The sequence below is a fragment of the Myxacorys almedinensis A genome (assembly GCF_010091945.1).
In the GTDB taxonomy this organism is placed as follows: domain Bacteria; phylum Cyanobacteriota; class Cyanobacteriia; order Leptolyngbyales; family Leptolyngbyaceae; genus Myxacorys; species Myxacorys almedinensis.
Window position 1 is genome coordinate 18,884 of sequence record NZ_WVIE01000013.1, and the last position, 13,516, is coordinate 32,399.

The 13,516-nt window shown below is 53.6% G+C and carries 11 protein-coding genes; 2 read left to right on the forward strand and 9 right to left on the reverse strand.

The window, feature by feature from the left end:
* Positions 1-253: 253 nt before the first annotated feature.
* The gene (gene trxA, locus GS601_RS12400; protein WP_162423602.1) at positions 254-571 is read left to right on the forward strand and encodes a thioredoxin; all 318 of its coding nucleotides are present in this window, start codon (positions 254-256) and stop codon (positions 569-571) included.
* Between the two features lie 83 nt (positions 572-654).
* Here the strand turns inward: trxA and GS601_RS12405 are convergent, their stop codons facing one another.
* Positions 655-5,700, reverse strand: a complete 5,046-nt coding sequence (locus GS601_RS12405; RefSeq protein ID WP_162423603.1) for a translocation/assembly module TamB domain-containing protein — start codon at positions 5,698-5,700, stop codon at positions 655-657.
* Between the two features lie 65 nt (positions 5,701-5,765).
* Here GS601_RS12405 and GS601_RS12410 point away from each other — a divergent pair, with 65 nt between their 5' ends.
* A complete protein-coding gene (locus GS601_RS12410; RefSeq protein WP_162423604.1) occupies positions 5,766-6,038 on the forward strand; it encodes a hypothetical protein in 273 nt (90 codons plus the stop codon).
* A gap of 18 nt (positions 6,039-6,056) precedes the next feature.
* On the opposite strand, the gene GS601_RS12415 is transcribed toward GS601_RS12410, so the two are convergent.
* From GS601_RS12415 to GS601_RS12450, 8 genes are all read right to left on the reverse strand, one after another.
* On the reverse strand, positions 6,057-7,052 hold the full coding sequence (locus tag GS601_RS12415) for a pentapeptide repeat-containing protein (protein WP_162423605.1): 996 nt from the start codon (positions 7,050-7,052) through the stop codon (positions 6,057-6,059).
* Positions 7,049-8,266 (reverse strand): hypothetical protein, encoded by a 1,218-nt coding sequence (locus GS601_RS12420; RefSeq protein WP_162423606.1) that lies wholly within the window; start codon positions 8,264-8,266, stop codon positions 7,049-7,051. Before GS601_RS12420 ends, GS601_RS12415 begins: the two co-directional genes overlap by 4 nt.
* Before the next feature lie 67 nt (positions 8,267-8,333).
* The gene (locus tag GS601_RS12425) at positions 8,334-9,230 is read right to left on the reverse strand and encodes a beta-carboxysome assembly protein CcmO (protein WP_162423607.1); all 897 of its coding nucleotides are present in this window, start codon (positions 9,228-9,230) and stop codon (positions 8,334-8,336) included.
* 153 nt (positions 9,231-9,383) lie between these two features.
* Entirely contained in the window at positions 9,384-10,061 is a 678-nt protein-coding gene (locus GS601_RS12430; protein WP_162423608.1) for a beta-carboxysome scaffolding protein CcmN, read from the reverse strand.
* A gap of 73 nt (positions 10,062-10,134) precedes the next feature.
* On the reverse strand, positions 10,135-12,153 hold the full coding sequence (locus tag GS601_RS12435) for a beta-carboxysome scaffolding protein CcmM (RefSeq protein WP_162423609.1): 2,019 nt from the start codon (positions 12,151-12,153) through the stop codon (positions 10,135-10,137).
* Positions 12,154-12,378: 225 nt separating this feature from the next.
* A complete protein-coding gene (locus GS601_RS12440; protein ID WP_162423610.1) occupies positions 12,379-12,678 on the reverse strand; it encodes a beta-carboxysome shell vertex protein CcmL in 300 nt (99 codons plus the stop codon).
* A gap of 6 nt (positions 12,679-12,684) precedes the next feature.
* Positions 12,685-13,026 (reverse strand): carbon dioxide-concentrating mechanism protein CcmK, encoded by a 342-nt coding sequence (locus tag GS601_RS12445; RefSeq protein ID WP_017290237.1) that lies wholly within the window; start codon positions 13,024-13,026, stop codon positions 12,685-12,687.
* Between the two features lie 79 nt (positions 13,027-13,105).
* The gene (locus tag GS601_RS12450; RefSeq protein WP_162423611.1) at positions 13,106-13,414 is read right to left on the reverse strand and encodes a carbon dioxide-concentrating mechanism protein CcmK; all 309 of its coding nucleotides are present in this window, start codon (positions 13,412-13,414) and stop codon (positions 13,106-13,108) included.
* Positions 13,415-13,516 lie beyond the last annotated feature (102 nt).

The following is a 13,516-nucleotide window of genomic DNA, read 5'->3' on the forward strand; positions in this document are numbered from 1 at the left end:
GGAAGATGGGTTACTAATGCCGATAAAGGCAGGGATAATGCCACCGCTGACTTGAACCAAACGGCAGTGCTGCATTAAATGTCTTGCAATGCGAAAGCTTCAACGGGCTTACAACGTTCGAGTTTTGAGAATCAGGTGCGATCGCAGGATAATTTTTTTGACGATCGCAGCAACAAATCTCCATCTTTTCAACTATGACGAATTGCAACCCACGCGCTAGTGTTAAAGAACACGTCATTGAAGGGTCGGACAGATGGCAACAAAGCAGCAGTTTAATAGCTTCCAAGAACTGATCGCTAGCTCAGATTTGCCGATTTTGGTAGACTTTTATGCGCCGTGGTGTGGGCCATGCCAGATGATGGCAGGCTTTTTAGATCAAGCCAATGAGCAGTTGAAAGACCAAATTAAGGTCGTGAAGATCAACGTTGATAACTATCCTGAGTTGGCGTCTCAATATCAAGTTTTTGCCTTGCCTACGCTGGTGCTGTTCAAACAGGGGCAGCCTGCTCATCGGATCGAAGGCGTGATTCGACCGCAACAACTGGTAGAGCGAATCCAATCTTTGATGTAAGAAATGTAAGATTGATTTTGGCGTGATCGGGGTACGATTGGCGTCACCATCGAGCGTTGATTGAAACTGCAAATTGCACCTCGCTAAAACCGAGTTTCGTACTCGAAAATGGCGCGATTATCGCCAGAAAAATCGGTTGAGCCACGGAATAACAACCCCTCGTTGATCCGATAGCGCACCCCAAATTGAGTGGGTTGATCTGAGGTGAGAATGCGAAGCGCCGACGCAGACAGATTGCCTGTCAGATCGATCCCCACTTCTGCGGCTAATCCGAGGGTCGATTCACGGCGGCGATCGCTGCTCTGAAGTGTCGGAAATAACCGGAATTCGCTCAGCCCGATCGCGTTGCCAATAAAGCCCTGAATATTCGTCAGTAGCGCTGAGCCAGCCAGATTTGCGATGCCCAGCGTACTATCGCCGCGCCCCAACGTGTTGACGAACCCACCCCCCACCAAGGCAATGATCTCGTTTTGGCTGCGGCTGGGGCTGCTGGTCAGTTCTAAGTTCTCAAACAGTTGGCTGGCAGATCCGCTGGCTTTGGCCTGAATTCGGATGGTCTGCAATGAGCCTAAACTGGTGGCTAAGAGCGAATCATCCCTGGTTTCGGCAGGGTTGCTTGCCGTTGGGGCGCGGTTTCGCGTAACTTCGGGGACAGAGGCAATCAGACGGAGATCTAAGAGCGGATCTAGCCCCCGCGATCGCGTGAACGTCGCAGTTTGCGGATAGCCCCGTGCCGAAACAAATTGGGTGGTAAATAAGTTGACTTGCCCGGCTCCCAATCGAATGGTTCCTTCAGGTTCAGGCTGGCTGAGCGTGCCGTTAACCCGCAACTCTCCCCGCGCCAAAAAGTTGATGACGGGGGCACTGGTCACGCGGACGCGATCGCTCAACACCAGCGTTAGGTTATTAAATTCTAACGGCTGCTGCAACGACGCAGTGCTCGTGGGGGTGGGCGCGCTGGCAGTAGGCGCAACGGTTGTGTCTGGAATCAGCACTTGCCCATCCGTTAAGCGAACTTCGCCCCCAAGTTGCGGCGCGAAGGCAGTTCCCTCAACGGCAACATTGCCATTGACTGCGCCTCGGTAGAGTCCTTTAAGATTGATTGCCAAGCGATCGAGCGATACCCTGAGCAGATTGGCAGCATCTGGATCAGCCGGATCGAGCGTTCCAAAGATGGGAAGCACACCTTGAGCCGAGACCTGCCCCTGGCTGTACTGCCCTGTGAAGGTGTCGATCTGAATGCGATCGCGCTCAAATTTGATCGAGCCAGTCACATTGGTGAGGGGGTCGGGCAAGGCTTGAGCGCCAATGGTGGCGTTGCTAAAGGTAGCGGTTCCGGTGGCAATGGGTTGAAACACTCTGCCGGTGACTTGCAACTGAACGTCGCCCTGTCCGCCTTGCCATGCAACTTGTGGCGTGAGTAGATTAAGAAACGCCAATCCTTCGTTTTTGACATCGAGTTTGAGATCAATTTGATCGCTATCAGGAAACCTGGTGGCAAAGGGGAGCCGATAGGGAATGCTCCCTTCGATGCCGATGGGTTCTGCTTCTGAAATGGCGATCGTGCTACTTAGGCTTAACCGGGCATTGGTGTAGTTGAAATTGCCCGTCGCAGATTGCACCTGAGTTCCATTGATGAAGCCATCGGTAAGGTTGATTTCCCCTAGCGCAAAGGGGTTGTCTTGCCGCCCCTGGATAAATGCAGAAGCATTGAGTTTGCCGCTAATGTTCACAGGGAGGGGATAAAACTGGTCGATCTCGTCAATCGGCAGATTTGCGATCGCAAGTTGCCCAGACTGCTGCTCCCCGCCAAACTGCCCCCGCAGGGTGATCGCCGCTTCGCCAGATTGAAGGTGCAACGGTGAGAGCGTGATCATGCCATTTTCCAGGGTGCCTTTTGCGATCGCTTGTTCTGCGGTTAAAACGCGGTTTGGGTTGCGCTGCACTTGCCCATTCACCACTTCGGTAAACGAGGGATACGGACGCCACGCCACCTGCTGACCCGTCAGATCAAATTCTGCTTTAATGCCCCTCAGCGAGGCAGAAAAATCAATCACACCGTTAAATTCTCCGCGAATATCGGTTAATTCAGGCAGCGTCTGGTCGCGTCGCTGCGTTGCCCGTTGGCTCAGCAGGGCATTAATTTCTGCAAATCGCTTAATCTGATCGGCAAGTGGGCGATTGGGCGCGCCAACGGCGGCAGTGTCTAAGAGGGCAGCGCTCCCGTATGTGGGAGATTGCAGCCCCCGCGAAAGATCGCTGATTTGAAAGATTTGCAGCGTCTGAAGTACATCTTCGAGCCTGCCTTGAGCAATCGTCACTTGTCCTTCAAATTGGGGTGGCGGTTCGTCCTGCGACGTTCCGAAGGAGCGGAGATCCAGGTTGCCGATAATGGCATACTGACTGTTGCCTTTTCTAACTATCGTTTCATCAAATTGAAACACGTTATTGCGATTGACAAACTGAGTAGTAAAGCGTTCTCCCCAAAATGCACCAATGCGGGGATTGTTAACCGCTAGCTGTCCATCAATCACGCTCAATCGATTGAGGTCAATGGTGATGTTGCCCGAAAGTTGCCCTCCAAAACCGCCCGGCGTTGGCGCTTCGACGCCTGGAATAGTGAAGCCTGCTAGGTCAAGCTGTTGAATATTGACCGCAAATAACCGGTTCGCGCCGCCAGCAGCAGGTTGCGTCAGGGTTCTACCTGCGATCGTGGCAGTTCCGCGCTGCACGTCGAGGGAAATCGGTTGATAGGCTGGATCTAATGCCAACGCAATCCGGTCTTGGGTTCCAGCGACTTGGACGTTGAACCCTTGCGGATTGAGGCGCAAGTTGCCGCGTAGCACCGGATCAAAAGCAATTCCGTTGAGCGAAAGCCCCCGCACGGTGGTGGCTCCAACCACGGTGGGGGCGGCAGGCGTTCCGGTGAGGCGTCCCGTCAGATCGACCTGCCCGGCAAGTTGGGTGACGGGCGGGCGAGGAATGGGGAGATTGGTTAAAGCGTAGCCTGTGGTTTGGAGGTTGAGATCGAGGGCGGTGATGGCAAAGCTGCGATCGGGGCGAGTGGCGATCGTGCCGTTGGCGCTAAATCCGGGGGCGGTAGCTTGCAAAACGTTGACCTTACGCCCATCCCACGCAATTTGAGCCGCGATCGGGTCAGTAATCAACGAAATGCCTTCCGACAAGCGCACCCGCCCATCTGCTCGGACATCCGCAGGGCTAAAAGAATTCACGCTGCCGGTCAGGGTTAAGGTGCCGCTTAGCTGCCCGCGCAAGTCTGGAGAAAATTGACTCAGCCCCATGCCTGCGAGTTGCGTATCTGCTTGCCACCGTCCTTGATTGGCAGTGATGGTTGCGTTGATGCCGCCAATGCCTTCGGTGAGTCTAGCTTGCCCGGTTGCCTGAATATCAGCTAAATCAAACGAACTCAACTCACCCGCCAGTTTGAAGTCTCCGCTCACCCGCCCTGCCACCGCCGGAGCAAATTGATTCGCCCGCAGGTTCACTGCCTGGGCGGTTGCCTCCCAGCGCTGCCCAAACGTTTGCCCACTGGCGGTCACAGTTCCCCCTGCCACTTGCAGAACCGTGTTTCGCAGGGTTGCGTTGCCGTTGGCAAGCATAATTTCTCCGGTGCCAGGGTAGGTGGCTTCGGGGGCTTGCCACTGGGCGATCGTTTGCAGATTATCCACTGTGCCGCCAAGTTGGGCTTGCGTGTTGACGCGACCCACCCGCATCGAAGGAGCCACGTCGTAAAGCCGCGCGATCGCATCTCCGGGCAAGTTTTCACCCCGCACCGTGAGCGCGATCGCGCGGGGCAGGCTGAGGTTTAGGTTGCCGTCTGCGGTAACCTGTCCGCCGATGGTGGGGGTTGCCCGAAGATTGGAGATTGCCAGGTTGAGAGTTTTGGTGTCGAGGCGAAAGTCTGCGATCGCTTGATTGAACGCAACGCGATCGACCGTAATCGGGGTTGCACTGCGGACGTTTCCTGAAACGATAGGCTGTTCTAGCGCTCCGGTCAGCTTGACTTCAGCGTTGACAGCACCCGATGCGACAACCGGAAGCTCAACGTTGAAGGTTTCTAGAACGTCAGCGATCGCTAAGGTTCTGGCAGTCGCCGCTAGATCAAATCCTTTTTCAGTATCTATTTTACCGGTTGCTATGAATGGCATCTTTCCCAATACACCGGCTGTTCTTTCTAGCGTGATTAAAGTGTCATTAATTTGCAGCTTTCCCGTTGTTTTAGTTAACGTTTGTGGTAATTGAGGAACCTGTACCGTTGCGTCTTTAAACTCAGCCGTTCCTTTAGCAACAGGGCGTAAATTTGGGCGTAAAATAACGTTGACGTTTCCGCTTGCTCTTCCTTGAGTGAGCGCGATCGGCAGTTTGATTAATCGATCAATGTCTGAGACTAAAAGGTTTTGTCCTCTAGCGTTGAAATTAAAGTTTAAGCCATTGTCGTTGAGCATCTCGCCTTCGAGAGCAAACTTGCCGCCTGTCGCGAAGGCTCCGTCTAAATCGTAAGCAACGCGGCGGCTGCGATCGAAAATCTTCGCCTCACCGTTAACAGTATTGAAAGAAACGGACGCTCTTTTGGCTCCCGATTTTGGGAACGGATCTAGCTCAAGCTGGGCATTTTCAAACCGGATGGTTTTGAGTTCTGTGGTGACGGTTCCGGTTTCTTCTTGGGCTGAGATCTGGGTTTTAATCCACGCCCCATCCTGGTCTTGATCGAGATAAAGATGGGGGTTGCTCAAGGTGACATCTAGATCTAATTTGCGAGTGAGCAACACTTGCCACAGGTTAAATCCGACGGTTACCGATTCGATCGTCGCGCGATCGCGATCCCTCTCAGTGGCAGGAACCTCACTCTTACCAAACCGCAAACGTTCGAGTGACACTGCCTCCACCTTGCCTAAATGCACCGGGCGATCCAGCGACTTGCTGAGGCTCACTTCCACCAAGGGCGCAAGCTTTTCACGAACAAAGTGCCAACCATAAAAAAGGGCACTCCCTGCGATCGCAAGCAACCCAACGATCAGCGGAACGCCAAGGCGACCCAGTAACATTAGCCACAGGCGTTTGTTAGAAGACGATTGAGGGCGATGGTCGGGTTGGGGCGATGGAGTCATCTATACGAAGACACAAGAGAAGCCTATATATAGTTACCACACCCGCGAATTTCTGGGTTAAAAAATTGTCAACCGTAAGCCGCACAAAACGCGGAAAATGTGCGATCGCAACCGGGAAACCTGCCATTCTCGATGGGCAAATCCTACTATTTCCTGACATTTCGGCTGGTATATTAACGTCCATTCGGCAGCGCCAGCCGTTGCCCCTCACCCCCAGGAAAACAGGAACCACTGTGTATGCTCAAATCGTTTGCTCTGTCGTTACCCCCAAGAAAACAGGAGCCACTGTGTATGCTCAAATCGTTTGCTCTGTCGGTGCCGAGACCTTCGCCCTTTGAATGAACAGCCTCAAAACATTATGGCTCCACAGTTCCATCGGGCAACGTTGCCCCCCTTAAAATAGCCCCGGTCAATAAAGCGCTACTCAGTTCTGCTTTGGCGAGATTTGCGTTGGTTAGGTCTGCACGTTGGAGGTCAGCCCGACCCAAGTACGCTTCAACCAAGAGCGCTTCGACTAGGGTGGCGTTTCTTAAATTCGCACGGCTGAGGTCTGCCTGATTGAGTTTGGCTCGGTAGAGGTTGGCATTTTGCAAACTCGTTTTGTGCAGATTGGCGTGGTTTAGCGTTGCCTCTGTCAAATCGGCAGCATTAAAATTGGCTTCGTTTAGCCGCGATCGATTGAGTTTTCCGTCGCGTAAACTGGCGTGGCTCAAATTTGCCCCGCTCAGGTTAGCATCGGTTAAAAAGGTACCGTTTAGCAGGGCTTCGCTCAGATTAGCTTGGCTCAGATCGACCTCTCGTAGGTTTGCCTCACTCAGATTTGCCCCTGCTAGATTCGCGCGGCTTAAATCTGCCCCGGCTAAGTTTGCCCCGCGCAAGTCTGCCCCGCGTAAGTCGGTTCCCCGCAAGTTTGAGCCATCGTAGCAGCGCTTTTCTTCCCGGAAGTTTGCCCCTTTGAGACACGCGCCGCGCAAATCGGCTCCGCTCAGATTGACGTTCCGCAGGTCTGCTTCCATCAGGTTTGCATCCAGCAATATCGCCAGACCCAAATCTGCCCCGCGCAAATCGGCTTTGTAGAGAATGGCTCCTTGGAGATCGGCATCTCGCAAATTGGCGTTTAGCAAGTCGGCTTGGCTAAAATTTGCCCCACACAATTTTGTGCCCAGCAAATTTGCGCCGATCAGGTTAGCTCGGTTGAGGTACGCCAAAACTAACGTGGCGTCGTGTAAATCAGCATGGCTGAAGTTTGCGCCAATCAGATCTGCCCCCATAAGGTTGGCGTGGCTAAAGTTTTGCCCAGAGAAATCGGTTTCTCCAGTTTCGTAGCGGTGTAGCAGTTCTGTCGCATTCATACGGCTGCTTTCCCGGAAATGTCCTGGCGATCGCTGCTTTGAAGTAGTTCTGAAGAAACGAGGGGCGGCTTGATCACCATCTCGGTTGAGCTTGCACAGGTGATGTCAGCCGCACTTCCCGACTGCGACGCTTGCTGAATCTGGTGCTGGAGTGCAGCGTAGTTCGGCGTTAAGGCTTTCATGAGCGCCTGCCCGACGGTGAGGTAGTCGTTGCGATCGATGCCGCCAAGCTCGGCAGGGTCACTAAACTGCTGAGCCATGGTCTGAAGCTTGTGCCGAAGTTCTTCTAGAGCCATTGCGGGGGAGGGGTACCCGGTTGCGATCGCTTGGCTGAGCACAGTCCGCAACAGCCCTTCTAGGCTATAGAGCTTGAGGTTTGCCCAATCATGCGATCGAAACTCAAAGGGGTAATACGCTAGCGAAAATAGCAGAATTTTGGCGCGGAGCGGGTTGGTATGTTTGAAAATCTCTAACCTGACATCGAATAAATTCACCGGCATGGGCTTGAAGGGAGTAGGCGCTTGAGCGGTAGTTTGAAGGAATCCATCCATCACGGTGGATTGGGCTTGCTGCCCTGACGCCGCCTCAGTTTCATAAAGTGGCTCGATCACCTGCAAAATGGCTTCTGCAACTAGCGCATACTCAATCGGCTTATTGAGGGTTTTAACGGCGGCAGCGAGTCCATCTCGCAGCGAGCCAAGCTTTGAGTAGCGTTTGGTTAATTCATGCAGCAAGTCGGCTAAGGGCGTTTGCTCAATGACATAGGGATTTGCTTCCCAATATTTTCGACAAACACAAATGAGAAGCTTCTTGATGCGACTCAGATTTGCATCTTGTTCTAGAATCTCAGCAACGTTTGCCTGGGGGGTTGTGGGGCGCAGTTGGGGCAGCGACCGAATTTGAGTCGATTCTGGGTTGGAAATACCCGCACTATAGAGCGCCGAGAGGGCAACCGTGATCAGGTGGGCAACACTCTGATACTCAATTGACTTGTTGAGCGTGCCGACGAGGTGATTGAGGCGCGATCGCAGGTGCTCTACCGTTGGATAGCGCTGATGCAGTTCGTCTATCAATTCGGTTAAGTCAGCGGCACTTAAGCGCGCAGAATCGCTCTCCCACCCATCGTTACAGGCGTAGAGCATTAATTTTTTGATCCGAACAACGTGGGTATCGCGTTCGAGGCGATCAGCGATCAGGGCAGATGCATCCGACATCTAGCGACACGGAAACTACAGGCGTAGAGTGCCCGTTTAGAAGGAAATTCTCACGGGAAAAATTAGGCTACTCGTCAGAGTCGGGAAGGGGTTGCGCGTCGAGGGTTAGGTCAGAGACCGATTCAGCGCGTTCTGCGGAGTCAGCCTCAACAGGAATTGGTTCTGCGACTGGCTCAACCGCCTCTACAGGTTCTACAAATTCGAGCGATCGCGCTTCGGAGAGAGACTTGGGCTGAGACATCGGAGCCGCTAAGGGCAGCGGCTCTTTTTGGAGTTCGGGCAGGGCAACCAATTCTCGCTCGACTTGGCGAATTTCGATCGGGATCTGGAGCGGTTGGAGTTCTTCGAGCCAGCATTTGGCAAGCGGCAGGGTTTGGTCTAAGTCTTCTAAGGCCCGTGGAATCACCATCACAGAATGTAGCTCGCCGATGCGATCGGCTTCTTGCATGCCAGCATCGACTGCCATCGCCACGTTGGCAACCGTCCCTCGAATAATGGCGGTACACAGCCCTGCCCCAATGGAGTGATAGGCCGTGAACGTCACATCAGCAGACTTGAGCATGGCATCTGCCGCGCCGACCATCGCCGGAAATCCTCGTGTTTCTAGCAAGCCGACCGCTAGATTTCGGAACCGATTGCCTTCTTGCCCCAGGGCGAGTTGCGCGAGCTTGCTGCCAATGGGTAATACGGCTTCTAAATTTGCCATGGGGCGAGCAATCACGATCGTTGACACGTCTTGCCCAAATTGTTCGGCGGTGTCTTTGCCCACGTCGATCGCCAACCGCACATCTGAAATGCCGCCCCGGACAACCGCCGTACAAAAGCCGCCGCCAATCATTTCGTAGCCCACGAGCGTCACCCCAGCCGACTTTAGCATCATGTCAGCCGTCCCGACGATCGCAGGGAAACTCTGGGTGGAGATGAGACCGAGAGCAGTATCGTTAAAGCGGTCTGAGCGGTTCATCAGCGAGGAAATTGAGGGTTACTTCATCTTAACGTTGGATCTTCGCGAAAGCGTGACTCAGGTTTTTTAGAGCTTAGGACGCTGGCTTTCGAGTCTAATTCTGACTACAGATTCAATGACCTGACCTCAAAGACGGTAAGCCAACCTTCAACCCTACGGATTGGAATTGCGATTGGGGATCAGCTTGCCAAGCAGTTGATTGACGTAAACTTGACCATATACGCCGGGCTGCAAGTTAGATTTTTGCACGATCGCAGCATCCCTATTTCCCAAATTATGGTTGTCGGGCAGTTCAGATGCGTCCGCCTGAGGTGGCTCTTTTAGGACGGGTTCTGGAGAACTAAGGTCTGAAGTAGGCGGCGGCGTCCCATTTTGGGAAAACATGTCGGACGGCTGCCCGTTATGAGCCAACGATGGCTCAGAAGCCTGCTCTTCCCAAGGGTCGGCAGCAGACTCTGGCTGGGGTGAAGGGGCAGACTCGGCGCATAGCAACGAACCCGGAGGAATGAGGGTGCCTGAGCCAACTGAGCGATTGGAAATGGTGGTGGCAGACCCAATGCAAACGCGATCGCCAATGCCGATTGCTCCCACAATTAAAACTCCTGCCCCAATCATGGCACCATCGCCAATGGTCAACCTTCCACCACTGGCATGCAGAATTGACCCCATGCCAATGCACACCCCAACGCCAATCACAATCTGGCTGTCGGGATCGGCTTGCAGCAAAACACCCGGTGCGATCGCGGCCCCTGGCGCGATCGCCACATCACCGCTCACCCAGTAGTGATCCGTACTCACCGGAAGCAGTTGTAGAGGCGGAGAGTGCATCATGAATTCCACGACTTTAAACGTTAGATCGTAGAGCTTGGTTCTTAACGTTGGTTCAAGAGCCAAACCCTAGCAATCACTTTTTGGGGTGCTGAATCAGCACTTCTGCAACCCGCCGTTTGGCGTTGGGGTCAATCCCAATAATGCGGACGTATTCTTTGGGATGCTGCGCCAAAGCAGACTCGATCAGCGCGATCGCGTCTGAATCTCGCTTTCCCTGTACGCTAGCGGCAGTTTGCCAAGAACTCGTTCGGTAGCGACGCTGATCGGCATACTCTAAGCCAATTGCGTAGCCCTGATTGATAAACTGGCGGATTTGATTGACCACCTCTGCATTCAGGCGACCGCTGCCATTTGAGGAGCCATTTTGATGGGAAGGTGCGCTGTAACCGGGCGCACCATAGGGCGAGGATGCCCCATTTGCCGCCACAGCAGCAGGCTTGCCGGGTCGCTGAATAATGGTTTCAGCCACCCGCTTTTTCGCCTTTGGATCAATCCCCACTAGCCGAACATAATCCTTCTGGTGTTGAGCGAGGAACGAATTGAGTGCCTGCACCACCTGCGAAGCAGAACCCGCCTGAATCACCGGAGCCGTCTGCCAAGAACTGGCTCTAAAGTGCCGCTCATCCGCATATTCCACGCCGATCGTTGCCCCTTGAGCCACCAGGTGGTTGATCTGCTCAGCAATGCCGCCGCCGATCGCACCTCTGCCCTGAGCCGCGCTACCATAAGCCCCCTGATCCTGAAGGCTCCTTGCAATTTCTTTCGTGTGCTGAATAACTTGCTTATTGCCCGGACGCTGAATAATGGCTTCGAGAATCCGGCGCTTTGCTTTGGGATCAATCCCAATTAGACGAACATATTCGCCCTGATGCTCTGCCATGCAGGCTTGCAGCCCAGCCATCACTGCCGATTCGTTTGTGGCGCTAATCGGGGTGCAGCTTTTCCAGGAAGAGGTTTGGAACCGTCGCTCATCCGCATGTTCCATGCCAATGCGCCCACCCTTGGATAACACTTGCCGCACTTGAGCCGCGATCGCAGGAGCAAGCCCAACGCCACTCTGGCTGCGATCGGGGGTATACACCGGAGGTTGATTGACCGCCGGGTTATAAGAGCGGGAACCAGACGACCCGCCGTTAGATGACATTGGGGTAGGGGCTTGTCCTGGGCGGTGAATAATCGCTTCAAGCACCCGACGCTTTGCCTTTGGATCAATGCCAATCAAACGGACGTACTCGCTCTGGTGTTCTGCCAGACACGATTGCAGTTCTGCCAAAACGGCTGACTCTTGACTCGTCTGAATCGGAGCGCAACTTTTCCAAGAACTAGTCCGAAACTGTCGCTGATCTGCATGTTCTGTCCCGATCCGATAACCCTGCGCTAGCAGTTGCCGAACGTGGTTGATAATTTCGCCATTCATAGTTGATCCATTGGTAGCTCCACTGTGAGCAGTGGGTTGCTGTGTATGAGTTAAATTCATCTCTTTGATCGGGTTAATGCAACTGATATCATCAGCACAGTGATAGCCCGCTCGCAGCGCTTGATTGATGCCGATCACATGGGTAGCAAACTCAAGATCGAGAGCAGCTACGCTTGGCAATCGATCGGCTTGCTCTTGAGTAGTGATAATCGCCCCCGAGGGCACCAGCTTTCCAGCTGGCACATTCACATTCTGAATCAGGACGTGCATCATGACCACGCACCCGTCGCCCACCCGTGCATTAAAGATGGTTGAACGGAACCCGATAAAACACTGGTTGCCCACATAGGCAGGTCCATGAATCAATGCCATGTGAGCGATCGACGTATCCCTACCAACCCAAACCGAATAGGAATGGGCGTCATCTCCAATCACCCTGCCCTGCTCTAAGCCATGAATCACCACACCGTCTTGCACATTGGTATTTTGACCAATGTGGAACGGATGACCTTCATCCGCTCGGATTGAGGTGCCTGGCGCGATCAACACATTTGCCCCGATCCGCACATCGCCAATAATGTTAGAGAACGAATGAACGTAAGCTGTTGCATCGATTTTCGGCTCGGCTAAGCTGCGCGACCAAGGCGTAGGCGGAGCCGCATTCCGGACTACCATAACAAGTCTCCTAATTGAAGTCTAATGCACCGAATCTCCCGCGAAGAAGACCTCTCGACCAAAACAATTAGCGCAGGGCGAAACCGTAAAGGCAGCCCCTTTTAGAAAAGCTGGCGGTGCGAACATCTTACCTATGGCTAAAGCCAATCAAGACATCCGCACAACCTCTTATTCCGGTTGCATGACCATGCGCCTCTCCAAATCGCTCTCACTGACAAACGATCTCTAGTACTGTGTGCCTTTGTTATACAGCGAGCGATTATCTACGCTCACTGTATCGATGATGCCAATCACCGCTGCATCCACAGGGCGACTTTCACTCCCAGGAACCCGACGGGCAGCACTGCCCCGGCTGACTAGAACCCATTCATCAATGCCTGCGCCAACGTTGTCAGCCGCTACTTCGTAAACCGGAAGCGGCTCTCCCGCATCGTCTAAGAGTTGCACCAGCAAAAACTTGACCCCTCTTAAACTCGGCTCTTTCTGCGTACTTACAACAGTTCCGCGAACTTTCGCAATTTGCATCAGATGTTATGGGCGGTTGAGCGGACGAATTCCGCTGACGCTCTCGCGGAATGGCTCGACTGCTTCGGTATAGCGGATCGGCAGAACGTACTCTAGGTTCTCGTGAGGGCGAGCAATGATATGGGTAGACAAAACTTGCCCACCGTTGACACGCTTCACGTTTTCAATGCCAGCCGCAACCGATGCCTGCACTTCAGACACGTCACCGCGAACGATTACCGTCACGCGACCGCTTCCAATTTTCTCATATCCGACTAGGGTAACGCGAGCGGCTTTCACCATCGCATCCGCGGCTTCTACCACGGCGGGAAATCCTAGCGTCTCAATCATGCCAACTGCAATTGCCATTGTGAAATTCTCCCTTCCAATCTATACAAAAATGATCTTGAAATGAAACGAACTGCTGTCGCTCACTGCGACGGGCATGTTAACTACGGAATTGCTCGACCGCTTCGGTATAACGGATCGGCAATACGTATTCTAGGTTTTCGTGGGGGCGCGCGATGATGTGAGTTGACACTGTTTCGCCGCCATTGACTCGCTTTACAGCTTCCATAGCAGCCGACAAAGATGCCTGCACTTCAGACACGTCACCCCGGATGATCACCGTCACGCGACCGCTCCCAATCTTCTCGTACCCGACCAGCGTGACGCGAGCGGCTTTCACCATCGCGTCTGCGGCTTCTACGACACACGGGAAACCCCGCGTCTCAACCATTCCCACAGCAATGGGCATCGACAATCTCCTGATAAGTGAAACTAATCATACCAATCCACGTTTTGATTTTGACGGGATCGCCCATGATGTAAAGGTTCGTTAATCTATTCCTACCTTCTC